Annotated in this window: 12 protein-coding genes and 1 riboswitch; of the genes, 8 read left to right on the top strand and 4 right to left on the bottom strand. The window is 73.1% G+C overall.

Annotated features, from left to right (window positions below):
* The first annotated feature begins 138 nt into the window (after positions 1-138).
* Positions 139-2,361: an AAA family ATPase gene (locus ACFV4P_RS33085; protein WP_380477193.1), complete on the top strand. Its 2,223-nt coding sequence runs from the start codon at positions 139-141 to the stop codon at positions 2,359-2,361.
* A 9-nt stretch (positions 2,362-2,370) separates the two neighbouring features.
* Here the strand turns inward: ACFV4P_RS33085 and ACFV4P_RS33080 are convergent, their stop codons facing one another.
* Together ACFV4P_RS33080 and ACFV4P_RS33075 are read right to left on the bottom strand one after the other, a co-directional pair.
* Positions 2,371-3,996 (bottom strand): translation initiation factor 2, encoded by a 1,626-nt coding sequence (locus ACFV4P_RS33080; protein ID WP_380477192.1) that lies wholly within the window; start codon positions 3,994-3,996, stop codon positions 2,371-2,373.
* A 264-nt stretch (positions 3,997-4,260) separates the two neighbouring features.
* Positions 4,261-6,132, bottom strand: coding sequence for a flavin monoamine oxidase family protein (locus ACFV4P_RS33075; RefSeq protein WP_380477191.1), 1,872 nt, complete (start codon positions 6,130-6,132; stop codon positions 4,261-4,263).
* A gap of 199 nt (positions 6,133-6,331) precedes the next feature.
* Here ACFV4P_RS33075 and ACFV4P_RS33070 point away from each other — a divergent pair, with 199 nt between their 5' ends.
* The 7 genes from ACFV4P_RS33070 to ACFV4P_RS33040 all read left to right on the top strand — a co-directional run bounded on the left by ACFV4P_RS33070 (position 6,332) and on the right by ACFV4P_RS33040 (position 23,077).
* Positions 6,332-7,666: an MFS transporter gene (locus ACFV4P_RS33070; protein ID WP_380477227.1), complete on the top strand. Its 1,335-nt coding sequence runs from the start codon at positions 6,332-6,334 to the stop codon at positions 7,664-7,666.
* The gene (locus ACFV4P_RS33065) at positions 7,663-7,989 is read left to right on the top strand and encodes a sulfurtransferase TusA family protein (protein ID WP_380477190.1); all 327 of its coding nucleotides are present in this window, start codon (positions 7,663-7,665) and stop codon (positions 7,987-7,989) included. Before ACFV4P_RS33070 ends, ACFV4P_RS33065 begins: the two co-directional genes overlap by 4 nt.
* Before the next feature lie 55 nt (positions 7,990-8,044).
* Positions 8,045-8,263: riboswitch (cobalamin riboswitch) on the top strand.
* A gap of 46 nt (positions 8,264-8,309) precedes the next feature.
* Positions 8,310-8,738 carry an acyl-CoA thioesterase gene (locus ACFV4P_RS33060; RefSeq protein ID WP_073808696.1) on the top strand — a complete coding sequence of 143 codons (429 nt, stop codon included), beginning with the start codon at positions 8,310-8,312 and terminating at the stop codon, positions 8,736-8,738.
* Between the two features lie 229 nt (positions 8,739-8,967).
* Positions 8,968-10,686, top strand: a complete 1,719-nt coding sequence (locus ACFV4P_RS33055) for a putative Ig domain-containing protein (protein ID WP_380477189.1) — start codon at positions 8,968-8,970, stop codon at positions 10,684-10,686.
* Positions 10,687-10,860: 174 nt separating this feature from the next.
* Entirely contained in the window at positions 10,861-12,144 is a 1,284-nt protein-coding gene (locus ACFV4P_RS33050; RefSeq protein ID WP_380477188.1) for an MFS transporter, read from the top strand.
* Positions 12,141-15,440 (top strand): type I polyketide synthase, encoded by a 3,300-nt coding sequence (locus ACFV4P_RS33045; protein ID WP_380477187.1) that lies wholly within the window; start codon positions 12,141-12,143, stop codon positions 15,438-15,440. The genes ACFV4P_RS33050 and ACFV4P_RS33045 overlap by 4 nt, the downstream gene beginning before the upstream one ends.
* Positions 15,441-15,502: 62 nt before the next feature.
* Positions 15,503-23,077 (top strand): MupA/Atu3671 family FMN-dependent luciferase-like monooxygenase, encoded by a 7,575-nt coding sequence (locus ACFV4P_RS33040; protein WP_380477226.1) that lies wholly within the window; start codon positions 15,503-15,505, stop codon positions 23,075-23,077.
* A gap of 1,275 nt (positions 23,078-24,352) precedes the next feature.
* Here ACFV4P_RS33040 and ACFV4P_RS33035 read toward each other — a convergent pair.
* Complete coding sequence (locus ACFV4P_RS33035) at positions 24,353-25,525, bottom strand: Wadjet anti-phage system protein JetD domain-containing protein (protein WP_380477186.1); 1,173 nt, start codon at positions 25,523-25,525, stop codon at positions 24,353-24,355.
* Between the two features lie 133 nt (positions 25,526-25,658).
* On the bottom strand, positions 25,659-26,825 hold the full coding sequence (locus ACFV4P_RS33030; protein ID WP_380477185.1) for an SbcC/MukB-like Walker B domain-containing protein: 1,167 nt from the start codon (positions 26,823-26,825) through the stop codon (positions 25,659-25,661).
* Positions 26,826-26,935 lie beyond the last annotated feature (110 nt).

The raw sequence follows: 26,935 nt of genomic DNA, 5'->3' as shown, positions 1-26,935 counted from the left end.
CGCCCGCGCACCTGACCGCCCGCGCACCTGACCGCCCGCGCACCTGACCGCCCGCCGCACCTGACCGCCCGCCGCGCCCGACCCCCCGGGTTCGCCCGTCTCCCGGCCACCGTCCCTGCCACCGCGTAGGGTTGACGAGTGACCGAACAGACGCGCAACGTGGTGGGCGACCACGCCAGGGTGGACACCGTGGTGCAGGCCGGGCACGTCGGCACCGTGAACATCCACCAGGCGGCCGCCGCCGTCCACACCCCGGCCTTCGAACTGCCGCCCCAGCGCGCCCACTTCGTCGACCGCACCGAGGAGCAGCGGCGCATCGTCGAGCTCCGCCCGCCCGCCGGCGCGAGCGAGGGCGCCCCGCAGGTGGTGGCGATCAGCGGCCTCGGCGGCATCGGCAAGACCGCGCTCTGCCTGCGCGTCGGCCACGCCCTCGCCGAGCGCTACCCCGACGGGGCGCACTACCTCGACCTGGACGACTACCGCCGCGATGGCGGCATCGACCCCGCCGACGTCCTCGCCGACCTGCTGCCCGCCCTCGGCGTCGACCGCGACTGGCTCGGCCGCGGCTACCGCGCCCTGCTCCGCCAGTACTGGGCCAGGACCCGCGGCGGCCGCCGCCTGCTGGTCGTCGACAACGCCCACACCGGCGCCGAGGTGCAGGCCCTGCTGCCCGCCTCGGCCGGCAGCCTGGTGCTGGTCGCCAGCCGCGGCCCGCTCTACGACCTCGGCGACGCGGGCCAGTTGGAGCTGGCCCTCACCCCGCTCAGCGCCGACCACACCGGCGAACTGCTGCGCCTGCTGCTCGGCGAACAGCGCTGGGCCGCCGCCGACCCCGCCACCGTGCACGCCATCGCCGCCGCCTGCGCCGGACTGCCCAAGGCCGCCGAAGTCGCCGGCGAACTCGCCCGCCGCCTCCCGCACCGCACCCTCGCCGCGCTCGCCGAACGCCTCACCGACGAACTCCACCGGCGCGGCAGCGCACCCGTGGAAGCCGTCTGGGACGCCGCCTACCGCGAACTCGCCCCCGCCGCAGCCCAGTTGTACCGCACCTTGGCGGAGATCCCCGGCCCCTGCGGCACCGAGTACCTGGCCGCCGCCCTGCTCGGCCTCGGCCTGTCCGACGCCGAGGACGCCCTCGCCGAACTCGTCACCGCCGGACTGCTCGACTACCGGGCCGGCGGCTACCGGCAGCACGCACTGGTCCGCGGCCACGCCCTGCGCCGCGCCGAACAGGCCGACCCGGACGGCGCCGAACGCGCCGCCGCCCGCCGCCGCGTCCTGCACTGGCTGCGCCGCCAGACCGCCCGCGCCGACCTGCTGACCGCCGGCGCCCGCCTCACCGTCGAACCCGCCGTCCCGCCGCTGCCCGGCGTCCCCGACGCCGACCTCGGCACCGCCAAGTCCGGTGCGCTGCACTGGATGGAGGCCAACCGGCTGAGCCTGTACGGCGCGGTCGCCCTCGCCCACGCCACCCGGCAGGACGAGGACGCCGTCGCCCTCGCCGAGTCGCTCTGGACGCACTACCTCGACCACCCCCGGCACGACGCCGTCGAAGCCTTCCGCGCCGCCGTCGACTCCGCCGACCGCGCCGACCGCCTCCCCGCCCGCATCCGCACCCGCTGCCTGCTCGCCCGACCCCTGTGGGAGGCCGCCCGGTTCGACGAGGCCGCCGCCCTGCTCCAGCAGGCCCGCGCCCTCGCCGACCTGCTCGGCGACCAGGACGCGGACCGCCGACTCGCCGCCTCCGCCGTCGACTTCCGCGGCCAACTCGCCCTCGCCCGGGGCGAATGGACGGCCGAGCACCACGGCGCCGACGCCGCCCGGGAACACTTCGACGCCGCCCTGGCCGACTTCGCCGAGGCCCGCGCCGTCCACCTGGCCATCGGCAACGCCTACGGCGCGGCCCTCCAGACCTACCAGTGCGCCAAGACCGAGGCCGCCGCCGACGACCAGGCCGCCGCCGCCGAACTCTTCGACCGCGCCCACCGGTTGTTCGCCGCGATGCCCGGCCGCGGCCGCATCGCCGCCCGCGCCCGCTCCGGCCTCGGCCGGGCCCTGCTGCGGGCCGGCCGCTGTACGGACGCCGAACCGCACCTGACCGCCGCGCTCGCCGACGCCGAGGAACGCGGCTCCACCTTCGACGAGGCCCGCATCCGCACCGACCTCGCCACCCTCGCAGACCGCACCGACCGCCCCCGGGAGGCCGCCGCCCACCGCGCCCGGGCCGCCGAACTGCGCGCCACCCACGGCGGCGACACGGGCGGCGGCGACACCCACGGCGGCGACGCGAACGGCTCGGACAGGACGGCCGACGCGGACGGGGCGGCCGACGCGGACGGGACGGCCGACGACGAACGCTGACCGCAGCCCTCACAGCTCCGCGTCGAGCTCCTCGGCGCGGGCCGGACGAACGGTCAGACGGGCCGTGAACGGGCCCAGCGCGCAGTCGAGTTGAACGGGCCACTCGGCCGCCGGCCGGGTGCCCAGCCAGGCGTGCACGGCGGACACGGCGGCCGTCGGATCGACCCGGTGCACCCGGCCGCCCGTCCGGTCCGGCGCGAGCTGCACGGCGAGCAGGCCGCGCTGCCGGTGCCGCAGCACGCAGCGGTCGGCCGACAGCACCGCCGCGGCCGTCAGACAGGACGGCAGCTCGGCCAGCACGTGCGCCGTCCACCCCGCCACCGTCCACCGGCCGGAGCCGGGACGCCGCCACAGCACGGCGGCGCTGCGCACCTGCGCCAGCGAGGCCGCCGGATGCTCGGCGGACAGGTGGTGGATCGGCCGCTCGGTCGCCGCCGGGAAACGCTCCACCCGCACCCGGCCGCCCGCCACCTCCGCGCGCACCGCGAGCGCCGGCGCCGCCGACCGGGGCACCGACGGCACGGGCAGTGGCTCGGTCGGCACCGCCGGTCGAGGGGGCGTCAGCTCCAGCAGCCGGTACAGCTCGGCGCGCAGCAGCGCCAGCGCCTCCCCGGGCCGGTCGAAGGCGTCGGCGGCGTCGGCCGGGGCCAGCGCGGACACGTCGCGGACGCTCTCCGGGCCGGTGAAGCGCGGCGCGGCGGCCAGCAGCCGAGCCATCGGGGTGCCCGCGATCAACTCCCGGCCGCCGTCGTAGGCGTTCAGCACCGGACGGCCCAGCGCCGCCGCGTACAGCGCGGTCGAACCATGGTCGGTGATCACCGCGTCGGCGGCGACCAGGACCGCCGCCCAGTCCTGGTGCGGGGAGGGCAGCAGCAGCCCGGCCCGCAGCTCGGGCCGGAACTGCTCGGCGAGGTCCAGGCGGCTGCGCCCGCCCACCTCGTTGGGGTGCACCAGCAGCGCCACCCGGTACCCGTCCACCGGCAGGCCGAGCACCAATTCGCCCGGCAGGCCCGGCCGTTGGGTGAGCAGGCTCTCCGGACCCCAGGTGGACAGCACCGCCAGCAGGGTCCGGTCGCCGAGGTCCAGCGCGGAGCGGTACGCCTCGCGACGCGGGCCGGACTCCAGCATCCGGTCCAGCGTCGGATCGCCCACCACGACCGCACGGGTCGCCGCCGGCGGGCAGAACTCGGCCAGCCGGGACACCTGTTCGGCGTGCCCGAGGCCGTGCAGGTCGGCCCACGGCGCGCCGTCGGAGAGCAGGAACGCCGGGTCGAGCCCCGACGGCAGTTCGGGCGAACCCTCCTCGTGCAGCGCCTTGTTGAAGCCCGCACCGTGCGGCAGCAGCGCCCGGGCCCGGCCCGAGAGACTGGCCAGCGCGCCCTTCGGACTGGTCGTCAGAATCAGGTCGAACGGCCGGCCGGTGGCCTGCTCGAAGTCGATCACCCGGGCGCCGGAACGGTCCAGCGCGGCCAGCGCCTCCAGGTCGAAACGGGAGCCCGGCACGAGGGTGAACCAGCGGGAGATCCGGCCGTCGCCCTCGAAGACCGGCAGCACGTCCAGCAGCCGGTGCAGCGCCACCGCCGAGCGGAACGCCAGCAGCACCGAGCGCTGCTGGTCCCCGCCGGTGTCGCGCATGCGCCGATGCTATCGGGGCCCCCGCCGCACCGGCCGCCGGGACACGGCCGCTCGACCCCGGCCCGGGCCCGCGACGGCCGGTCTGCCACGCCCCGAGGTTCCTGCTGACGGCCGCTCACCAGGCCGCGAGAGGCCCGGCGACGGCCGACCGACCGCATCCCAGACCTACTGACGGCCGCTCAACCACGCCCCCGCAGCCCCGGGCACGGGAACGCCCGCCGCCCGGGCCGGGCGGCGGGCGTGCTGGGCGGCGGGCGTGCGCCGTCAGATCGCGTCGACCAACTGCACCGCGGCCTCCGTGCCGGAGGCGATCGCGCCGGAGATCCACGCGTGGTAGCGCGGCTGGCAGTGGTCGCCGGCGAAGAACAGCCGCCCTGCCACCGGCGTCGCCACGTGCGGGCCGAGGCTGAGCAGCTGCCCGGGCGTCTCGATGACGGCCTCGCCCAGTGCCCAGCGGTTGCGCAGCCAGGACTGCGACACGTGCCGGTCGGTGACGTAGCGCCGGATCCGCTCGCCGTACAGCTCGGTCAGGTGCTCCAGCGCCTCGGTGTGCCGGTCGGCGGGGGTGAGGGAGTCGAAGCGCAGCGCGTCCTCCGCCCAGTTGTAGGCGGCCAGCACCACGCCGCCGGGCGCGCCGCCGTCACTGGGGTGGGAGGGGAAGTAGACGAACCGGCTGGCCTCGTCGGAGACGCAGCCGCCGCCGACCGCCGCCACCGCGTCGCCGTGCGGGGCGGGCCGGTAGTCGGTGCCGAGCTTGTCCTTCCAGGTGTTCTCGTCCCACTCCCACCAGCGTTCGGTGAACTCCAGCAGCACCTTGTGCGCGGTGTCGTGCTTGAGCTCGTTGATCGCCCGGCGCTTGCCGTAGGGGAGCAGCGGCGCGAAGTCGACGTGCCGCAGCGCCGCGAACGGCACCGCCAGCACCACCATGTCGGCCCGGTACTCGGTGGCCTTGCCGCCGATCGCGCCGTCGCAGGCCTCGTCCTCCGGGCCGGTCTCCGGTTCGGCGGTCAGCGTCACGCCGCTGTCGTCGGTGGCGACGCGGGTGACGACCTGGCCGCGCTCGATGTGCAGGTCCTTGGCGAGGGCCTCGGTCAGCGCGTCGGTGCCCGCGTTGAACTCGAAGTAGGTGACGGAGGGGTTGATGTCGCCGGCGTCGAACACCGAGTGCAGGAAACCGTAGGACAGTCGGCTGGTCAGGTTCTCCAGTGTGCCGACGGCCTGGATCTGGGCGTCGCTCCAGCCCTCGCCCTCCTGGAGGTAGCGCAGCAGTGAGTAGCCGTCCATGTCGTACAGCAGGTTGGCCATGCCCTCGACGCGTTCGGCGATCGGCTTGTCGGTCCAGGTGCCGTCGGGGTTCTTCACCATGGTGTAGGCGCGGGCGGTGTCGAGGGCCTTGTCGAAGGCGGCCGCGGTGGTCTGGTTGCTGTTCCAGCCGAAGCTCTTGTTGATCGGGCCCGGATCGGCGCTGTACGCGCCCTTGCTGACGGTCTGCCCGTTGACGTGCACGAAGCGGCTGCCGAGGCCCTTCGGCGCGACGTACACCGGGGCCTCGCCGCTGCTGAACTCCTCGCCCGTCCAGGACTTGTACGTCACCTTGGAGTCGTTGGACACCTGGTCCGGCACCGGCGGGAGGTCCACCAGGTCGAACGGGCGGCGCGGCACCTTCAGGTGGTCGGCGAGCGCGAGGGTCAGCAGGTGGCTGGACGGGATGCGCATCGCGCCGGCCTCCGCGTGCAGCCGCCCGTCCTGCCACACCTCGCCGCGGAAGGTCTTCACCCGGCCGCCCACCCGGCTGCGGTTCGCCTCCAGCACCCGCACCCGGTGGCCCGCCGCCTGCAGCAGCCGGGCGCACACCATGCCGGAGACGCCCGCGCCGACCACCACGACGTCCCGGGTGTCGGTCGGCTTGAGGCGGGTACGGCCGGTGAGCAGCTTCAGGTAGTCGAGTGTCAGGTCGTTGTGGTCGGCGTCCGTCAGCAGGATGCGGCGCGCCATGATCAGCGCTGCCTCCCGCCGGGCCGGGTCGTCCTGCGGCGTCGCGCCCGCCGCGAGCGAGGCGCCGGCCCCGGGGCCGGTCAGGGCGGCGGCCGTCACCACGCCGCCGGAGGCAAAGAGAAGTCCGCGTCGAGAGATCATCGCCCCAGCGTCCCAGCGGCCCGCCCGGCAGAACGGGCACTCGGGGCACCGCGCCTCCTCTCTCACCCGCACGGGGGGCGCTCGCCGCATTCATCCGGCGCTCCCCGCCCGCATTCGTGCGCCCGGCGGTCGCTCGGTAAGCGATCGATAGGGTATTCCACGAAAACTTGGAGAACAGGGGAGAGCCGTGAGGACCAGGATCAGCACCACCGCACCACCGCCCGCCGAACTCGCCGCCGAACTCGCCGCCGACCCCGCCGTCCAACGGCACATCCTGCGCACCCTGGTCACCGCCCAGATCCTCAGCGGCGCCGGGCTCGCCGCCGGCATCACCGTCGGCGCCGTCCTCGCCAAGGACATGCTCGGCAGCACCGCGCTCGCCGGACTGCCCAGCGCCCTGTTCACCGCCGGCAGCGCCCTCGCCGCGATCATGGTCAGCCGGATATCCGCCGCCCGCGGCCGCCGCCCCGGACTCACCGCCGGCTACGCCACCGGCGCTGTCGGCAGCGTCGGCGTCATCGTCGCCGCCGCCCTCGACAGTCCCGTGCTGCTCTTCCTCGCGCTGTTCGTCTACGGCGCCGGCAGCGCCACCAACCTCCAGGCCCGCTACGCCGGCGCCGACCTCGCCGCCCCCGGGCACCGCGCCCGCGCGATCTCCACCGTGCTCGTCGCCACCACCCTCGGCGGCGTCCTCGGCCCCAACCTGGCCGCCCCCACCGGTGCCGTCGCCCACGCCCTGCACCTGCCACGCCTCGCCGGGCCGTTCCTGCTGGCCGGCCTCGCCTACACCGCCGCCGCCCTCGTCCTCGCCACCCGGCTGCACCCCGACCCGATGCTGGTCGCCCGCGCCGCCGCGGCCCCCGCCGCCGCGGCCCCCGCCGCCGCGGCCCCCGCCGCCGAGCCCGCCGCCGCGGCACCCGCCGCAGCCTCCGCCGCCGAGCCTGCGGACCGGCCGGCCGACGCGTCAACTGCCGTGGTGCGCAACCGCGTTCTGCTCGGCGCCCAGGTCATGGTGGTCACCCAGCTGGTCATGGTCGGCGTGATGACCATGACGCCCGTCCACATGCACGACGCCGGCCGGGGCACCGCCGCCTCCGGACTGGTCATCGCCCTGCACGTCGCCGCGATGTACCTGCCCTCCCCGCTCACCGGACGCCTCGTCGACCGGCACGGCCCGCTCGCCGTCGGCGCCGCCGCCTGCCTCACCCTGGTCGCCGCCGGACTGCTCGCCGCCCTCGCCCCCGCGCACTCCGTCCCGCTGCTCGCGCTCGCCCTCGTGCTGCTCGGCCTCGGCTGGAACTTCGGCCTGGTCTCCGGCACCGCCATCCTCACCGACGGCGTCCCGCTCGCCACCCGCGCCAAGACCCAGGGCAGCGTGGACGTCGCCGTCTCGCTCTCCGGCGCCACCGGCGGCCTCGCCTCCGGCGCCGTCGTCGACCTCTCCGGCTACTCCGTCCTCGCCTTCGGCGGCGGCCTGCTCGCCCTGCTCACCCTGCCCGCCATCGCCACCGCAGCCGTCCGGAGCCGACGATGACCTACCACGTGCCGCCGCAGGCAACCTCCACCCCGTCGCGACAAAGGCTGCCTGCCACGGCACTGGCCTTCGACGGACGCGGCCTGCTCTGCGTCACCCTGCTGCTGCGCCTGCGCGCCGCCATCGCCGACGCCCCCGCCGGCACCCTCGTGCACGTCCGCGCCACCGACCCCGCCGCCCCGCTCGACCTCCCCGCCTGGTGCCACTTCACCGGCCACCACTACCTGGGGCCCGTGGACGAGGACACCTACGCGCTGCGCACCGCCGCCGACCCCGCCCCGACCGCCCCCGACGCCCCCTGGCGCCGACCGGCACAGCCGTAGGGCAGGTCCCGGCGTCTGCCTTCAGACCCAAGGGCGGAGCACCTCGAACGGGGAGATAGGCTGGTCGGGCAGCGGTTCGCCCCGTCCGATCAACGGCGGGAGCGTCGCAAGAGGGAACCTGGTGCGAGTCCAGGACTGCCTCGCAGCGGTGAGCGGGAACGACCGCCGTCACACGCACTGGGCCCGATCGGCCCGGGAAGCGACGGCCAGTAGACAGGCCCTCCACGGGAGATGCCCGCGAGTCCGAAGACCTGCCGCCGCCCGCGGAGCCCACCGGCGCCGCGGATCGTCCGAGCCGCGACTCGCGAAGGAGAGTTCCCGTGGCAGACCAGACCGTCGTACCCGAGGCGGCCGCCGCAAAGCCCGCGCAGGCGTCCCAGGTCACGCTCGCCCACATCATGAGCGAACACGACACCAACCTCTACGGCACCATCCACGGCGGCGTGGTGATGAAGCTCATCGACGACGCCGCCGCCGCGTCCGCCGCCCGGCACGCCGAGGGCCCGGCCGTCACCGCCGCCGTGGACGGCATGACCTTCCTGGCCCCGGTCCGGGCCGGCGACCTGCTCACCGCGCACGCCGAGCTCGAACGGGCCGGCCGCACGTCGATGACCGTCCACGTCACCGTCACCGCGGAACGCTGGAACGCCACCGGCCCGGTCACCCGGGTCGCCACCGGCCGGCTCACCTTCGTCGCCATCGACGCGGAGAGCCGGCCGCGGACCGTCCCGGCGCTGCTGGCCGCCTGACGCGCCGTCAGCCCGTCCGGGCCCGGAACGCCGTCCCACCTGGCGTTCCGGGCCTGCTTTCTGCCGTCGGCGCTACGTGATCACTCTCACGTCTGCGCAAATCCGCCCATTGTGGACGGCGCGCGATCGACATGTTCCGTTCAAGCTCCGCTTACCCCACCATGGCAGCGTGTGCCCGCCTACGCGCGTAGCGCACCCCATGGTCCCTGTGGTTCGAGGAGATTGACAGATGATCAGAACGTGGAAGGCCGCCCGCCCGCTGGCCCTCGCCGCCGCCGCACTGGTGGCCGCCGCCGGCGCGAGCGCCGTCCCGCAGCACGCCACCGCGGCCACCCCCAAGAGCGCCGCCGCGGCCGCCGCCACCCCCAAGCGAGTTCTGTTCGACAACACCAAGGCGGAGACCGCGGGCAACGCCGACTGGATCATCTCCACCAGCCAGCCCGACCCGCTGGCGCAGAACGCCAACCCGACCGGCGAGACCAGCTGGACCGGCGCCCTCTCCGCCTGGGGCGTGGCCCTGCAGAAGACCGGAAACTACAGCCTCAAGACGCTGCCCGCCGGCAACACCATCACCTACGGCACGGGCGGCGCGCTCGACCTCGCCAACTTCGACGAGTTCGTGATCCCCGAGCCCAACATCCGGCTCAGCGCCGCCGAGAAGACCGCCGTCATGACGTTCGTCCAGAACGGCGGCGGCCTCTTCCTGATCTCCGACCACACCCAGAGCGACCGAAACAACGACGGCTGGGACTCCCCGGCGATCATCAACGACCTGCTGACCAGCAACGGCGTCAACAACACCGACCCGTTCGGGTTCTCCGTCGACCTGCTGAACATCACCACCGACAACCCGCGGGCGATCACCTCCGCCGGCGACCCGGTGCTCAACGGGCCGTTCGGCACCGTCACCGGCTCGATCATCCGCAACGGCACCACCTTCACCCTCAAGCCCGCCGACAACCCCAACGTCAAGGGCCTGCTCTACCGCACCGGTTACAGCGGCAACACCGGCGCCGCGTTCGTCACCTCCACCTTCGGCAAGGGCCGGGTGGCGATCTGGGGCGACTCCTCGCCGATCGACGACGGCACCGGCCAGCCCGGCAACACCCTGTACAACGGCTGGAACGACCCGGCCGGCACCGACGCCGCGCTCGCCCTCAACGCCACCGCGTGGCTCGCCCAGGGCGGCTCCACCGGCAACACCGGCTCGGTCACCGTCACCGACCCGGGGGCCCGCACCGCCACCGTCGGCACCGCGACCAGCCTCCAGCTCGCCGCCACCGACACCGCCGGCGGCACCCTCGCCTGGTCGGCCACCGGCCTGCCCGTCGGCCTCACCGTCAACCCCTCGACCGGTCTGATCAGCGGCACCCCGACCACCGCCGGCACCGGCACGGTCACCGTCACCGCGACGGACTCCACCGGCCCCTCCGCAACCGCCGCCTTCACCTGGACGGTCGCCGCGAGCGGCGGCACCACCTGCACCGCCGCCCAGCTGATCACCAACCCGGGCTTCGAGACCGGCAGCACCTCCGGCTGGACCGAGACCAACAGCGGCGGCAGCTCCACCATCAACTCCAGCTCCAGTGAGCCCGCGCACTCCGGCAGCTACGACGCCTGGCTCGACGGGTACGGCGCCACCAACACCGACGCCCTCGCCCAGACCGTCACCCTGCCCGCCGGCTGCTCCGCCTACAACCTGAGCTTCTGGCTCCACATCGACAGCGCCTCCTCCACCACCACCGTCTTCGACACCCTCACCGTCACCGCCAACGGCACCACCCTCGCCACCTACAACAACACCAACGCCGCCGCCGGCTACCAGCAGCGCACCTTCAACCTCGCCGCCTACGCCGGTCAGAGCGTCACCCTCAAGTTCACCGGCGCAGAGGACTACACCAAGCAGACCTCCTTCGTCCTCGACGACATCACCCTCAACATCTCCTGACACTCCCTTCCCACCCCGGGCCGGCCCCACCCGGCCCGGGGTTCCGTCGTTCGATCACGTCGGCGACGGGATCGACCTGCTTTGTGAAGGTCTTGCCATGAGGATCTTCACCTTTCTAGACTGCGGCGACTGTGGCCAGGCGCGTCCATGCCACTTGTTCGGGGGAGGGCTGAAGTGAAACGTTTCCGCCTGCTCGTTGCGGGCAACGCCGTTTCTGCGTACGGCAGTTATCTCAATATGGTCGCCCTCAACGTCTTCGTGTACCACCTGACGGGCAGTGCCCTGACGGCCGGTCTGTACATGGCGGTGCGGCTGCTGACGAGTGTGGCGTCCGGAGTCCTCGCGGGTGCGCTCGCGTCGCGGATTCCGCGCAAGCGGCTCATGGTGGGGGCGGACCTCACCCAGGCGACCGCGTTGGTCCTGCTGCTGCTGGCGCCCTCGGGCGCCCGGGTGGCGCTGCTGTTCGGGCTCGCGGTGATCGCCGGGGCCTGTTCGACCGTCTCCGGGGTGGCGCTGCGCAGCGCGGTGCCCGAGATCGTCGGGGCGGAACTGCGGACCAGGGCCAACAGCCTTCTGGCGACCGGGCGTTCGCTGGCGATGGTGGCCGGGTTCGGCTCCGCGAGCGTCATCGTCGCCCAGCTCGGCTACCGCTGGGCGTTCGCCTTCGACGCGCTGTCGTTCCTCGTCTCGGCGAGCGTGCTGCTGTCGCTGCCGATCCGCACCGAGGCCGCGCGGGAGAAGGACGTCCCGGCAGGCGCCGCGAAGGCGGAGCCGGGCGGCGGCGGGCGGTGGGCGACGCTGATGCTGCTGCGCTCGATGCCCGTGGTGGCCGTGATGGTCCTGGTCCGGGCGGTCGACGGCCTGGGCTCCTCGTCCCACAACGTGGCGCTGCCGATCTACTCCGACGCGCTCGACCACGCCCACCCGGCGGCGTTCATCAGCCAGTTCTGGGCGACCTGGGCGATCGGCAACATCGCCATGCAGCAGATCCTGTCCCGCTGGACCTCCCGCACCGGCCGCAGCCCGGGGGAGCGGGTCTTCGCGCTGGGCGCCTGCGTGATGTCGGCCGCGTTCATCCTGGTCTTCAGCGGACTGCCGACCGTCCTCGCGGTCGTCGCCGCCCTGGTGGCCGGCATGGCGGACGGACTGACCGAAGTCGCGTACGTCTCGCGGCTCCAGGCCGTCCCGGACGCGCAACGGGCCCGGCTGTTCGGCCTGTCCGCGTCGGTGGAGAACCTGGGCTTCGGCCTCGGCATGATCCTCAGCGGCGCGCTGCTGGAGGAGTTCTCGCCGTTGCAGGTGGTGGGCGCCTTCCACGGGCTCGCGATCCCGCTCTGCCTCGGATTCCTGCTCCTGCTGGTGCGCGGCGCGGTGGCCGGACGGGCCGCGCCGCCGGCGGCGCCCGAACCGGAAGCAGCGGACGACCGCGTTCCCGCATCCGAAGGAGGACGGACATGACCACTCCCACCGACCGCCGGATCGCCGTCATCGGCGTCGCCTTACGCCTCCCCGGCGCCAACACCACCGACGCCTTCTGGCGGGTGATTCGCGACGGCGAGGACCGCATCCGGCATTTCACCGAAGAAGAGCTCGACGCCGCCGGAATCCCGGCCGAGAAGTACCGGGCACCGGATTTCGTGGGCGCGAGCGCCGTCCTCGACGGCGACATCTCGCAATTCGACGCCTCGTTCTTCGGGATGAGCGGCCGAGAAGCAACCTACACCGATCCGCAGCACCGCCTGTTCCTCGAAGTCGCGTACCACGCACTGGAGAACGCCGGCTATCCGCAGGAGCGCCCCGGCACCCGCATCGGCGTCTACGCCAGCACCGGGTACGAGCTGTACTCGCTTCAGACCTACCTGCTCAACAACGTGCTCCACGGCTCGCCCGCCGACGACTGGCTCTCGCGCCTGCAGGTGCTGATCGGCAACTACGCCGACTTCACCGCCACCCGCGCCTCCTTCCGGCTGGACCTGACCGGCCCGTCCTTCAACATCCAGACGGGGTGCTCCAGTTCACTCCTCGCCGTGCAGACCGCCGCACAGGCGCTGCTGTCCGGCGAGACCGACCTCGCGCTCGTCGGGGCCGCGGCCATCCACACGCCGCAGGTGCTGGGCTACCAGTACGTCAAGGGCTCGATCCTGTCGAAGACCGGCCGGGTGCGGGCGTTCGACGGGGCCGCCGACGGCACGGTCGGCGGCAACGGCGTGGTGGCGGTCGTCCTCAAGCCGCTGGAACGCGCCCTCGCCGACCGGGACACCGTCCACGGCGTGATCAGCGGCTGGGGCGTCGGCAACGACGGCGCCGCCAAGCACACCTTCAGCGCGCCCAGCGCAGCCGGCCAACAGGCCGCGATCCGAAGGGCGTTGGAGACGTCCGGGATCAGCGCGGACGAGATCGGCCTGCTGGAGACGCACGGCACCGGCACGCTCAAGGGCGACCCGATCGAGTTCGACGGCGCCACCGCCGCGTTCCGCGCCGACACCGACCGCACCGGGTACTGCGCGATCGGCTCGACCAAGGCCAACATCGGCCACCTGGACGTGGCGTCGGGCCTGGTCGGCCTGATCAAGGCGATGCTCGCCGTCCGCCACGGGGTGATCCCGCCGATGGCCAACTTCCAGCACCCCAACCCGGGCATCGACCTCGTCACCAGCCCCTTCTACATCCCCCGCGAGGCCCGGCCGTGGCCGCAGGACGGCCGACCGCGCCGGGCCGGCGTCACCTCGCTGGGCGTCGGCGGCACCAACGTCCACGTGCTGCTGGAGGAACCGCCGCCCGCGACCCCCGCGCCGCAGGACGACGCCCACCCCACCCCCGGCGTGCTGCTGCTCTCCGGACGCGACCCGGAGGCGCTCACCGCCAACGCCCGCGCCTTCCGCACCCACCTGCGCCGCCGCCCCGACACCTCCATGCCCGACCTGGTCACCACCACCGCCCTCGGCCGCACCCACGGACGGCACCGGCTCGCCGTACGCGGCGACGGCCCGGCGGCGCTCGCCGACGCCCTCGACCGCTGGCTGGCCGGCACCGCCCCCACCGCCGGCGGGCGCGGCCCGGTGTGGACCGGCCTCGCCCCCCGCGAGGGCGCCACCCCGGTCGGCTTCCTGTTCGCCGGCCAGGGCAGCCCCTCGCACGGCATGGCCGCCCCCTTCGACCGCAGGTTCCGGGCCGTGACGGACGTCCTCGACACCTGCGAGGCGCAGTACCGCCGCACCTACGGCGCGCCGCTGCTGGACGCGTTCCGGGCCGGCGCCGAAGCCGACGGCAGCCAGACCTGGCCGACCGCCACCGCGCAGCCCGCGCTGTTCGCCCTCCAGGTCGCCCTCACCCGCATGTGGGAGCACGCCGGGGTGCGGCCCGCGATCGTCGCCGGACACAGCGCCGGCGAGTACGCGGCCCTCGCAGCCGCCGGCGCCCTCACCGTCGAGGACGGGCTGCGGCTCACCGCCGAACGCGGCCGGCTCATGCAGGCCTGCCCGCCCGGCGCCATGGTCGCCGTCGCCGCCGACCGCACCACCGCCGAGCAACTCGCCCACGAAATACCCGGGTTGGAGCTGGCCGTCGCCAACGGCGCACAGTCCCACGTGCTGGGCGGTCCGGTCGAGGCCGCCGAGAAACTGGTCGCGCTGCTCGCCGAACGCGGCATCCCCGGCGAGTGGCTCCCGGTCGACCGCGCCTTCCACACCGCGCTGACCGAACCGGCCCTCGACGCCTTCCGCACGGTACTGGAGAGCATCGCCTTCCGGCCGCTGACCGTCCCGTTCGTGAGCGGCCTCGACGGCGACGTCCGCCCCGCGGGCTGGGTGCCGGACCCGGACTACTTCCTGCGGCACACCCGGGAAGCGGTCCGCTTCGACGCCGTGCTCGCGACGCTCGGAGCACAGGCGGACGGCGCGCCCGTGCTCCTGGACCTCGGCCCGCACCACACGCTCGGCGGCCTCGCCAAGCGCGCCCTGCCCGCCGCCACCGTGGCCTCCGCCATGCGGCGCGGCGCGGGCATCGAACCCCTGTGGTCCGCGGCCGCCGCCCTGCACTGCGCAGGCGCGCCCGTGGACTGGCACCACCTGCTGGAAGGCACCCGCGGCGGCCGCACCCCGCTGCCCGCCTACCGCTTCCAGCGCCGGCACTACTGGACGGGCCCCGAACCGTCGATCAGCACATTCGGTGAACCAACGGAAGACGAGGACGCAGTGGAACTGAGCAACACGGGCACGGTCACCGCCGACGACGTACGCCGTCACATCGTCGAGGTGACGGTCAACCACCTCGGCGCGGAGCCGGGGGCGGTGACCGACGACACCTCGTTCTTCGACCTCGGCGCCGACTCCCTGCAACTGATCCACATGCTGCGGCTGGTCGAACAGGAGCACCAGGTCAAGGTCGCCATGCGCGAACTGTTCGAGGAGGCCGGCACGCCGCGCCTGCTGGCCGAGCTGATCGTGAGCCGGATCCCGGGGGCCACCGCCGCGCCTGTCGCGCCTGCCCCGGTCGCACCGGCGCCCGCTCCCGTCCCGACGCCTGCTCCGGCTCCGGCTCCCGTCCAGGTCCAGGTGCCCGCGCCCCTCGCCCCGGTGGTCCCGGCCGCCGCCGCCCCGGGCTACGCGACGCGCCAGGAGTTCGAGGACCTGGCCCGCCAGATCCAGCAACTCACCCAGATCCAGCTGCAGATGATGACCCAGCTCGCCGAACTGGTGACCCGCCAGCTCGCCGCGCTGCCCGCCGGCCCGTCGACCGCGGCCGGTGGCCGGTGAGCACGCAGCAGCAGGGCGGGCCCGCGCCCGTCACCGCCGCCGCCGACAGCGACCTCGCCGCGATGGCGGAGCTGTCGCGACGGATCGCCGAGCAGCTGAGCGGTGCAGTCCGGGCGACGACCCCGGCGGCCGAGACCGGGGCCGATCCCGCAGCTCCTGCGCCGTCCGGTGCCCCGGTGGCGTCCGGTGCCGCACCGAAGATGCACGGCCCCCGAGTGGCGGTCGACCGCGGCTCCGGCATGGTCAGCGGCACCGGCCCGGAGAGCCGCAAGCGCCACCTGGACGAGCTCGTCCGCCGCTACACCGCGAAGACCCCGACGTCGAAGGAGCTGGCCCGGCGCCACCGCCGCGTGCTGGCCGACAGCCGGGCCGTGGTCGGCTTCCGCTCCAGCACCAAGGAGATGCTGTACCCGATCGCGGCGCGCGGCGCGTCCGGCGTCTCGATCACCGACATCGACGGCAACAGCTACACCGACATCACCATGGGCTTCGGCGTGCTGATGTTCGGCCACGAGCCGCCGTTCGTCCGCGAGACCGTGCGCGAACACCTGTCGCGCGGCGTGCAGTTGGGCCCGCGCAACGCCGAGACCGGCGAGGCGGCCGAACTGCTCGCCGAGATCACCGGCATGGAGCGGGTGGCGTTCGCCAACTCCGGGACGGAGGCCAACTCGGCGGCCATCCGGCTCGCCCGCGCCGCCACCGGGCGCCGGAAGATCGTGACCTTCCACGGCTCGTACCACGGCCACGCGGACAACGTCCTCGGCCGGGCGGCCGGGAAGAACGAGGAACGCGCCACCGCGCCGGTGTCGATCGGCATCCCGGACAGCGCGGTCGCCGACCTGATCGTCCTCGACTACGGCGACCCGGCCTCGCTGCGGGTCATCGAGGAGCAGGCGCAGTCCATCGCCGCCTGCATCATCGAGCCCGTGCAGAGCCGCCACCCGTCCCTCCAACCGGTCGAGTTCGTACGGGAGTTGCGCGCCCTGACCCAGCGCCACGGCATCGTGCTGATGTTCGACGAGATGCTGACCGGCTTCCGCCCGGCGCTGCGCGGCGCGCAGGAGCTGTACGGCGTCACGCCGGACCTCGCCACCTACGGCAAGCTGCTCGGCGGCGGCTTCCCGATCGGCGCCATCGCCGGACGGGCCGACATCATGGACGGCGTCGACGGCGGCTACTGGAACTACGGCGACGCCAGCTACCCGCCCGGCGAGACGACCTTCTTCGGCGGCACCTACATCCAGCACCCGGTGTCGATGGTGGCCGCCCGCGCCGTCCTGACCCACCTCAAGGCGCAGGGCCCGTCGCTCCAGCAGCGCCTCAACGGTCGGATGGACCGGCTCGCCGCCGACCTCAACGGCTTCTTCGAGGCCGAGGAATTCCCGCTGCGGCTGGCCCACTTCGGCTCGATGTTCCGCTTCGAGCACCGCGCCGACATGGAACTGCTCTACCACCACCTGCTGCTGCGCGGGGTGTTCGTCTGGGAGTGGCGGAACTTCTTCCTGTCCACCGCGCACACGGACGAGGACCTCGCCGTCGTCACGGACGCCGTCCAGGGTTCGCTGCGCGAGCTGCGCGACGCCGGGTTCTTCCCCGGGGCCCGCCTCCTGGCCCCGGCGCCCAAGCCGGCCGCCGTCCCCGCAGCCGTCCCGGCCGCCGTCCCCGCAGCCGTCCCCGCCGCAGCCCCGGCCGCCGCCCCGGCCCCGGTCGGCGCGATGCCCCTCTCCGCGCCGCCGCGCGACCGCGCCCCGGCCGCAGCCCCTGCCTCCCCGGCCCCGGCCGCAGCCGCCACCCCGTCCCCGCCGGCCGTCCCGCCCCGCACGTCCGGCCCCGACTTCAGCATCTACTTCTTCGGCGACTACCCCCAGGAGGAAGCCCCCCGCCTGGACAAGTACGCCACCATCCTGGAGACCGCCCGGTTCGCCGACACCCACGGCTTCCACTCCCTCTGGATGCCCGAACGGCACTTCCACTCCTTCGGCGGCCTGTTCCCCAACCCCGCCGTGCTCGGCGCGGCCCTCGCCCGGGAGACGCAGAGCATCCGCATCAACGCGGGCTCGGTCGTCCTGGCGCTCCACGACCCGATCCGGGTCGCCGAGGAGTGGTCGATGGTGGACAACCTCTCCGGCGGACGGGTCGGCATCGGCTGCGCGACCGGCTGGAACGCCAACGACTTCGTGTTCTTCCCGGAGCGGTTCGCCCGCCACAAGGAGGCGATGTTCGAGCAGCTCGCCGACGTCCGGGCGCTGTGGCGCGGCGAGGCCCTCAAGCGCACCGGCGGGGACGGCAGCGAGACCGAGATCCGGCTGTTCCCACGGCCGGTCCAGGACATGCCGCCGATGTTCACGGCGGTCGTCGGCAACCCGGCCTCCTACGAGCTGGCCGCCCGCCACGACCTGGGCATCGTCACCAACCTGATGTCGCAGACCGTCGAGCAGCTGCGCGACAACATCGCCCTGTACCGCCGCACCCGCGCCGCCCACGGCCTCGACCCGGCCGCCGGACGGATCGCCATCCTGCTGCACACCCTGCTCGACAGCGACCACGACCGGGCCCGCGAGGCGGCGTTCGATCCGCTCTCCCGGTACATGCGGGCCTCGCTCTCGCTGTTCGGCGGGGTCACCAACAGCCTCGGGTACGGAAAGGTCGACCTGTCGACACTGAGCCAGGACGACCAGGACGTGCTGTTCGCCCGCGCCTACCGCCGGTACTGCGACGACCGGGCGCTGATCGGCACCCCCGAGACCGTCGCCCCCGTGGTGGACGCCGTCCGGGCGGCCGGCGTGGACGAGATCGTCGCCCTGGTGGACTTCGGCGTCCCGGAGCCGACCCTGCGGGCCGGCCTGCCCCACCTCGACTCGCTGCGCCGTACCTACGCCAGGACCGCCACGCCGGAGCCCGTACGCCGGGCCGCCCCGGAACCCGCACGCCCGGCCACGCCGGAGCCCGCACACCGGGCCGCCCCGGAACCCGCACGCCCGGCCACGCCGGAGCCCGCACACCGGTCCGCCCCGGAGCCCGTCGCGCAGCAGCACCCGCTCTCCTTCGGCCAGCAGCGGATCTGGATGGAGGAGCGGATCATGCCGGGCCGCACCGCCTACAACGAGTCCAAGGCCCTCCTGCTGGACGGCCCGCTGGACGTCCCCGCGCTGCGGTCCGCCGTGCGCGCGCTGGTGGCCCGCCACGAGAGTCTGCGCACCGTCTTCCGCGAGCACACGGACGGCTCGGGCGAGCCCGTCCAGATCGTCCTGCCGCCGCACGAGCCGGACTTCGAGCTGATCGACCGCTCGGCGTCGACCCCGGCCGACGCCGACCCGCACGCCGCCGTCCAGGACGTGCTGGACACGGAGAGCGCCCGCCTGTTCGACCTGGCCGAGGGCCCGCTGTTCGTCACCCGGCTGGTGAAGCTCGGCGAGCAGCGCCACGTCCTGGTGCTGTCGCTCCACCACATCGTGGTGGACGCCGCGTCGGCGTCCGTCATGACCCGCGAGCTCTCCGCCTTCTACCGGGCCGAGACGGCCGGCCGGACCGTCGCGGACGGCGAACTGCCGGTCCTCGCCCGGTCGTACGCCGACCACGCCCGCGCACAGCGCGCCGCAGCCGGCAGCCCCGAGGCCTCGGCGGACCTCGCGTACTGGCGGGAGACCCTCGGCGGCGACCTGCCGGTGCTCGGCCTGCCCACCGACCGGCCCCGCCCGCCGGTGATGACGTCCAACGGCCGGGCCACCTTCCGCACCCTGCCCACCGAACTCTCCGACGGCCTGAGGGCGTTGAGCCGCGGCCGACGCGCGACCCTGTTCATGACGCTGATCGCGGGCTACGCGGCGCTGCTGCACCGCCTCACCGGCGGCCAGGACGTGGTGATCGGCACGCCGATCTCCGACCGCCCCGAGGGCTCCGAGGACCTGGTCGGCTTCTTCGTCAACACCCTGGCGCTGCGCGTCGACCTGTCCGGCGACCCCGACTTCGGCACCCTCCTCGACCGGGTCCGGCGCACCGCGCTGGACGCCTACGACCACGCCGACGTCCCGTTCGAGTCCGTCGTGCGCGAGCTCGCGCCGAGCCGCGCCACCGACCGCACACCGGTGTTCCAGGTGCTCGCCGAGTTCGAGCGGGGCGAGCCGTTCCGCCTCGACCTGCCGGGCGTGCGGGCCTCCTCCCTGGACGCCGGGCCCGACAAGTCCCTGACCGACCTGTGCGTGTACTTCACCGACGGCGGCGCGGCCGAGGGCATCCGCTGCCACCTGGAGTACAACACCGACCTGTTCGACCCCGCCACGATCGACGGCTGGTTCACGACCTTCGCCGGCCTCCTGCGGCAGGCCGTGGCCGACCCCACGACGCCGCTGTCCCGGCTCGCGCCGGTCCGAGACGCGAGCACCGCGCCGACGGCGGACGGCTGGCTCTGCGGCCCGGCGCGCGAGGTGCCCGCGACGACCCTGCACGCCTGGGTCGCCCGGCAGGCCGCCCGCCACCCGGGGCGCCCGGCCGTCGTCGACGGCGAAACCGTCCTGACGTACGGGGAGTTGGAGCGCCGCGCGTCCCAACTCGCCGCCGTCCTCCGACACCGGCTCGGCCCGCCGGCCCCCGGCCCGCACCGCCCGGTCCCGATCTGGCTGGACCGATCGCCCGAGCTGATCGTGGCGATGCTCGCCGTCCTCAAGGCCGGCCACGGCTACGCGCCGCTCGACCCGGCCCTCGGGCTCGCCCGCGCCGCGTCCGTGCTGGCCGACTGCGCCTCGCCGCTGCTGCTCACCACCGGCGACGCGGCGGCCGTTCTCGACCTGCCCGCCGACGTCACCGTCCTCGACGTCAACGACCCCGGCAGCGCCCCCGCACTCACCGAGGCCGACGCCACGGCGACGCCCGCCGCGCTCTGCTACGCCCTGCACACGTCCGGAACGACCGGACGCCCCAAGGGAGTCGCCGTCCCGCACCGCAACCTCGTGGCGTTCTGCGAATGGCACCACCAGTACTTCGCGACCACCGCCGAGGACCGCACGGCCCTGCTGTCCAGCGTCGCCTTCGACGGCTCGCTGATGGAGATCTGGCCGACGCTGACGGCGGGCGGCACGCTCGTCGTCGCCGACGACGAGACCCGCAAGGACCCGCTGGCGCTGGCCCGTTGGTACGCCGTGCACGGCATCACGTTCTCCTTCCTCACCACGGCCTTCGGCGAGGCGCTGATGGCCCTGGACGAGCGGCGCCAGCCGCCGCTGCGTCACCTGGCCGTCGGCGGCGACGTGCTGAGGGTGCGGCCGCACGCCTCGGCGGCCTACCGGGTCACCAACGTGTACGGCCCGACCGAGGCCACCGTCCTGTGCGCGGCGCACACCGTCGCACCCAGGGGCGCCGAGACCGGCCCGATCCCGATCGGCCTGCCCGTCGACAACGCCCGGGTACGACTGGTGGACGCCGACGGCAACCCGGTGCCCGACGGCACGCCCGGCGAGCTGTACATCGCCGGCGCCGGCGTCGCACAGGGCTACCTGGACCGGCCGGACGAGACCGCCGCCCGGTTCCGGCCCGACCCCCACGGCGGCCCGGGCGCACTCACGTACCGCACCGGCGACCTGGTGCGGCGCAACCCCGCCACCGGCACGCTGGAGTTCTGCGGGCGCGCCGACGACCAGGTGAAGGTCCGCGGCTTCCGCGTCGAACCGGGCGAGGCCACCGAACAGCTCCGCCAGGTGTGGGGCGTGCAGGACGCCGCCGTCGTCGCCCGCCGCGACGCACACGGGGACGCCTACCTGGTCGGCTACCTCGTCCCCGCCGAACCGCTCACGGGCGACGACGCGACAGCCGCCGCGCAGCGGACCGCCTTCGCGATCCTCGCCGCCGGCGCGCTCGGACGCCGGGTGCCCGAGTACCTGGTGCCGCGCAGCTGGGCAGTCCTGCCGGCCCTGCCGCTCAACGGCATCGGCAAGCTGGACCGCTCCGCCCTGCCCGACCCGGACATCACCGTCCCGACCGCACCCGCCCCGCAACCGGCCCCCGCGGCCGCACCGGTGCCCGCACCGGCGTCCGCACCGACCCCGCACCCGTCGCGGACCCTGGACCGGGTGCGTGAGCTGTGGGCGGCCGAACTCGGCATCGCCGCGGAGACGATCGACCCGCAGTCGTCGTTCTTCGACCTGGGCGGACACTCGATCACCGCGATCCGCGTGGTGAACCGGGTCCGCGAGGCGCTCGGCGTGGACGTCCCCGTGACCCGGCTCTTCCAGCAGCCGACCCCGGCCGCGACGGCCGCCTTCATCGACGCCTCGGGCGGCGGCTCCGCCCCCGAGACACCCGCGGCCGTCGCACCCGTCGCACCCGTCGCATCCGTCGCATCCGACCGCCCGCCGCTCACCATCACGCAGGCACGCTTCGCGGACCGCATCGGCAAGCTCCCCATCCCCGAGGTGTTCAACGTCGCGCTGCGCCTCCTCATCACCGGCCCGCTGGACGTCCCCGCGCTGCACACCGCCCTCACCGGCCTGATGGAGCGCCACGAGTCGCTGCGCACCCGGTGCGTCCGCGGCGAGCGACCCGAGGACTGGTGGCAGGACGTGCTGCCCGCCGTCGCTGTGCAGCCGCCCGTCGCGGACCTGCGCGGTCTGACGGAGAGCGAACGCGAGGCGGAGCTGTCGCGGATCAGCACCGAGGCGGCCAGGCACCCGTTCGACCTCGAGGCGGGCGTCCAGCCGGCGATCCGGCTGGTGCGCACCGGCGAGGAGACCTGGGCACTGGTCTTCGTCATGCACCACTCGATGTGCGACGGCTGGGGCGTCAGCGTCCTGCTCAAGGACTTCGCGGCGCTGTACCGGGCTGCTCTGACCGGCGAACCGCACGGCCTGCCGGCGGCGACCCAGCAGACTGCCTACGCCCGGTCCGAGCAGGTCCGCAGCCAGGCCGACCGGGAGGAGGACTACGCCTACTGGGAACGGCAGTTGAAGGACGCGCCGCCGTTCACCCACGACCTCCCGCTGGACCGGCCGCGCCCCGAGACGCTCAGCGGCCTGGGACAGGTGGCCCAGTTCGCGGTGCCGTCCGAGGTCCGGGGACGCATCGAGGAACTGGCCAAGCGCCTCGGCACCACCCCGTTCGCCGTCACGGTCACCGCCCTCGGCCGGTTCATGGGCACCCTCAACGGCCGTGCGGACCACCTCGTCCCGGTCGCGTACGCCAACCGCGCCCGCCGCGAGGAGGAGACACTGCTCGCCTGCACCGTCTCCTCGATGCTGCTGCGGCTGCGCACCGACGCCACCGGGCCGTTCGCCGACCAGGTCCGCGAAACCGCCCGCGCCGCGGGCGAGGCCCTGGAACACCTGATGCCGCTGTCCCAGTTCGGACCCCGGCTCCGCGAACGCGGCTACCCCCACGTCCCCGACCGGCTCGCCCACGGCTTCCAGTACCAGAACTCCCTGGAAACCGACATCGACCTGCCCGGCCTCACCGTCCAGGTCGAGGACCTCACCATCCCCGCCGCCCGCGGCGAGTTCAACCTCGGCATCGTCCCCGCCGGCGACGCCTTCGCCTGCTACCTCGAATACACCACCGACCTCTGGGACGCCGAAACCATCGCCTCCTGGACCACCCGCTACACCACCCTCCTCGACACCCTCGTCACCCAAGCCCTGACCACCACCCCCTGACACCCACACCCGCAGCGGCATCCCCCATCGGGGGATGCCGCTCAACCCCGGAAGCGCACCGGAAACGCAAAAGACCCCAGGAGAACCTGGGGTCTTTCGTTGGTGGGTCGTTCACGAGATCCGCTGACCTGCGGGTATGCCGTCGCCTGAGAGTTGGCCCCCCGGGGCGGTCAAGATCACTCCCCATATGCTTCACCTACTGAACTATCTGGTTCGACGGACGATGCACTGCGCCGAGGGCCCCGTGGCGCGAGAGTCATTTGCGAGGGGGCCCGCAGGGTTCGTTCCGTTGCTCAGTGGGGCTGAGTGGTTGGGCGAGCGGACCCGCCGATGTCAAATATGGCCCGTAAGCGGGCCGTTTGCCAGGATGAGAACGGCCTCCATGTGGAAGGGGCCTACTTGCTGAATCCCTCCGATGCCGCTGCGGTGCCTGCGCGCGTAGGTCGGGTGTGGTGCCGGACTGGAAAGAGGTCTTGCCGGTGGTCGGGTAGCAGCAGTTCCGAGGCAGGCGAGTCGGAGGATTGAGACGTCACGTGGTCGTGATCGTCTTCAACTCCTGGCACGAGGTTGCGTTTCTTTCGCCTGAGGCGGTCCATGTTGAAGTCTCTGGCACCCCCTCTCCGGCGCAAGCAGGTGCGGGGAGTCGTACCAGACCGCCGGTGGGTGGCTGGTTTTCGCTGTGACGCGTTACCGTCAGGTCCGCTGGGCGAAAGTGATCGGCCGGCCGCGCCCGTGCAAGCTGCTGAAGAGGGCAAAGCGACGTGTCGCTTGGGGTAGACCTTGATCCTGCTGGCGCACGTCAGAGGCGACGGCATGTGCGGTCGTGCTCGCCGGAGTGTGGCGCCGACCTGGGTGTCCTGTCGGGAGGCGGCGCTGCTCGCGGCGGACAGCTGGCTTCCCGATATCGGATTGCTGATCGAGGGGTACGTCGAAGGGTGGATTCCTGATGGCCCGATCGCCCTTGAGTAGCTTCGGCTGCTTCGTTGGGCTCTACGTCGTCGACCGCATGATGCGGTGGCCACGAGGTGGAGCCCGGTGAGGCACTCAGCCGCGGTCCTGTCACACCGGGGGCGAGACTGTGCCGCCGCTTAAGCCGGCCGAAGTGCTCGCGACGAAAGCCGTGCCCGTCCCCAAGACACCCGATTTGCGGCACATGCCGCAGCGAGCAAGTCACCTGCCGAGCCCCAGTCACCTGCGAACCTCTGCCCGGAGTGTTCAGCCAGAGTTGCATTCGCAACTGGCCGTCCTTAGGGATTTCCAAGCGGTTGCTGTCATTTAGGACAGCGCGAGTCCAAAGTGGCGGTCTTCCCAGTTGGCCGCCAGGTCGTTCAGTCGCTGATGGAGGCTCGGCAGCACGAACTCGTGGAGACCTTCCTGTTCGCACCGGCGACCGCCGTCGCCAGCGATCGCAGTGAGAAGTTCCCCGAAATGGGGCGGTACAGTACGACTGTTCAGCTCGGCAGCGGCTCGCCAGCGTTCGAGCTGTTCCGGTTCCTCTTCGAGCTTGCATCCGCGCTGGTACAGATCGACGTCCATCCCGACGGGTTGGATCACTCTTTCGCTTTTGTGCGCGAGGTTGAGGATGATGTCGACGCCGGGCGGGTCGAGGTCGCCCCAAGCTGCGAGGGGCAGGCTGCTCGGGACTCGGCGGAGGAGGAAGAGAGCGAGCGCGTCCGAGGCGAATCCTCCGGTCCAGATGCACAGCCATTCTGTGGGTACCGTGGTGCGCGAAGCGACGGCTTCGAACGTTTCCTGGTTCTCGATGAGAAGAACGCCGCGGGCTTGGAGGTCCAGGTGTCCGTGTTCCGCGGCAGCGCGGCCCGGCAATTCGATGAACGGCTCGGCCACGGAGAGGTCGGCCACCAGACGCTGCCGGTGCCAGGCTGCGGGGCCGGTCATTCTCAGGCCGGTGTCAGTGGTGTAGACGGCTTGGCTGAAGGGCACGCCGATCAGGTTCGCGAAGGCGTTCTTGGACGCGTCGCTCCAGCGTTTGCTCCCGCCGAGTGCGCGTGAGGCGAGTTCGCGCTCGCCGAACCTCCAGTTGCGGCTCATGCCAAGGTGCCACTGCGCGGCCGCCCGGATCGCGGCGGAGTAGGTGTTCCAGTTGTGTGTGCCGGCGCGGGATCCCGCCGGGGCAAGCCAAAGGCTGTCATCTGGAAGAGCTGCGAGCAGTGTGTACTCGGGGGCGAGTTCAGGTACAGCGTGCATGGCAGCCAGGACCGCTGCACGCTGGTTGGTCACGCACTCGCGTTTGACGATCGCCCGGTAGCGGGCCTGCCCTCGTTTGGTCAGCAGCGGCCCTGCGGCCCCGATCAGCAGCATCCGCAGCGACAGCTGGTGGCGGCTGTGCCGTAGAGCTGCGTCGGCGAGTCCGAGGTGGACACCGCGGTCGGTGACGGCCTCTATCCCGAAGAGGTCAACCAGGTCAGCCCGCTCGCGGCCGGACATGCTCAGGGGCATGAGCCGGTCCAACCGTCCCCGGTTCGCGACGCGCTCTCGCGTCCTGGCGCAGAAGATCGTTCCACCCGGGGTTGCGACCCACTGCTCGAGGTCAGGGTGAAGGGTGATGTGCCGGCTCATCTCACTCTGGTTCAGGGGTGTCGAACTCGTCGCCCACTGTAGAGGGGAGGTGGTCGTCCTCCTCGAAGAGATCGTCGTCTTCAGCTTCCGGAACGTCGTCGTAGTCCTCGTCCGGGAGCAGGTCATCGTCCCCGAAGTCCAGTCCGGCGCCGCCCGTCAGTGCCGGGTCGATCATGACGTGACGCTCGGCGCCGTCCCAGATGACAGGGGTGGTGAGGACACCTTCGATCTCGGGGTCACGGAAGAGCTGGTAGGTCGCCACTCCCGGCACCTCCCGGTAGAAGCCCCATTCGTCGTGGCTTGCCATGACGAAGTCCAGGTCGAGTTCCACTAGCAGTCCCATGCACTCGCCGCGCATCTCGGCGTCGATGCCGGCGAACGCCTCGTCCAGGTACACGGGGCGGGGGGCCGTGGGAGCGGCGCTGGCGTAGTGGGCCGCAGCAGCAACGAACAGTGGCAGCTGCAGCATCACGGCCTTCTCCCCGCCCGAGCCCTTGCCGTGCATACCCGCGTCGATGTCGATCCATTTCTGCTGGGGCCCCGGCTTGTACTGGACACGAATGCGGCTCCAGGTGCGGTAGTCGAGGGCCGATCGCAGGTGGACCTTCCAGTCGGTCCCGCCTTCTGTTGTGCGAGCCCTGGTGACCTGCTCGCCGAGGAAGGTGATCAGGTGTTCACGAGCGCCTTCGGGTAGGTAGCGGCTGGCCTGCCGGTCCAGGGTCTCCAGCGCCTCACGGGTCTCACGGCCCTTCGCCGGGTCCGGTTCCCACACCAGCCTCATGCTCTGCCCCGAGGCCGTACGACGGCTGCTGAGGAGCCGGTTCATCTCCGTGATCAGGGCTTTGGCTCCCGCTCGGCGCTTGCGCAGGTGTTCACCGACCTGGCCGAGCAGCACTTCGGTGAACAGGTCGTGCTCGCTCTCGTCGAGCAGTCGGTTGCGCTCACGGACCTCGGCCTCGACGATCGCCAGCGCCCCGGTGATGGTGTGGCTTCGTCCGTTGTGAAGCAGCCGGACGCTGATCAGCCGGTCGTCATTGTTGCTGCGGACAGTCCAGTCCTGCCCCGCCAGTTCCCGTTCGAGTGACTGCTTGGCCTGGTCGACCTCGTCCCGGGACTGGTTGAGCGCGCTCGCATCACACGGTTCGTCGGCGAGAGCGGGGAGCAGCATGCGCGCGCGGTCCTCAGAGGGCGGTTCGTGAGTTGATGTCCGGTTCGGGGTGAGGCTGGGGCGGGACGGCCGGTGGCGGGCGTTCGGTTGGCTACTGTTTCGTGGTGAAG

The sequence above is a fragment of the Kitasatospora sp. NPDC059795 genome (genome assembly GCF_042732175.1).
In the GTDB taxonomy this organism is placed as follows: domain Bacteria; phylum Actinomycetota; class Actinomycetes; order Streptomycetales; family Streptomycetaceae; genus Kitasatospora.
Note: the sequence above shows the minus strand (reverse complement) of the source record. Positions and strands in the feature narration are given on the sequence as shown.

Excerpts from the sequence above, each read along its gene's own strand:
- ACFV4P_RS33055 (WP_380477189.1), top strand. The coding sequence starts at position 8,968 with ATGATCAGAACGTGGAAGGCCGCCCGCCCGCTGGCCCTCGCCGCCGCC.
- ACFV4P_RS33075 (WP_380477191.1), bottom strand. The coding sequence starts at position 6,132 with ATGATCTCTCGACGCGGACTTCTCTTTGCCTCCGGCGGCGTGGTGACG.
- ACFV4P_RS33040 (WP_380477226.1), top strand. The coding sequence starts at position 15,503 with ATGGCGGAGCTGTCGCGACGGATCGCCGAGCAGCTGAGCGGTGCAGTC.
- ACFV4P_RS33080 (WP_380477192.1), bottom strand. The coding sequence starts at position 3,996 with ATGCGCGACACCGGCGGGGACCAGCAGCGCTCGGTGCTGCTGGCGTTC.
- ACFV4P_RS33030 (WP_380477185.1), bottom strand. The coding sequence starts at position 26,825 with ATGCTGCTCCCCGCTCTCGCCGACGAACCGTGTGATGCGAGCGCGCTC.
- ACFV4P_RS33035 (WP_380477186.1), bottom strand. The coding sequence starts at position 25,525 with ATGTCCGGCCGCGAGCGGGCTGACCTGGTTGACCTCTTCGGGATAGAG.
- ACFV4P_RS33045 (WP_380477187.1), top strand. The coding sequence starts at position 12,141 with ATGACCACTCCCACCGACCGCCGGATCGCCGTCATCGGCGTCGCCTTA.
- ACFV4P_RS33065 (WP_380477190.1), top strand. The coding sequence starts at position 7,663 with ATGACCTACCACGTGCCGCCGCAGGCAACCTCCACCCCGTCGCGACAA.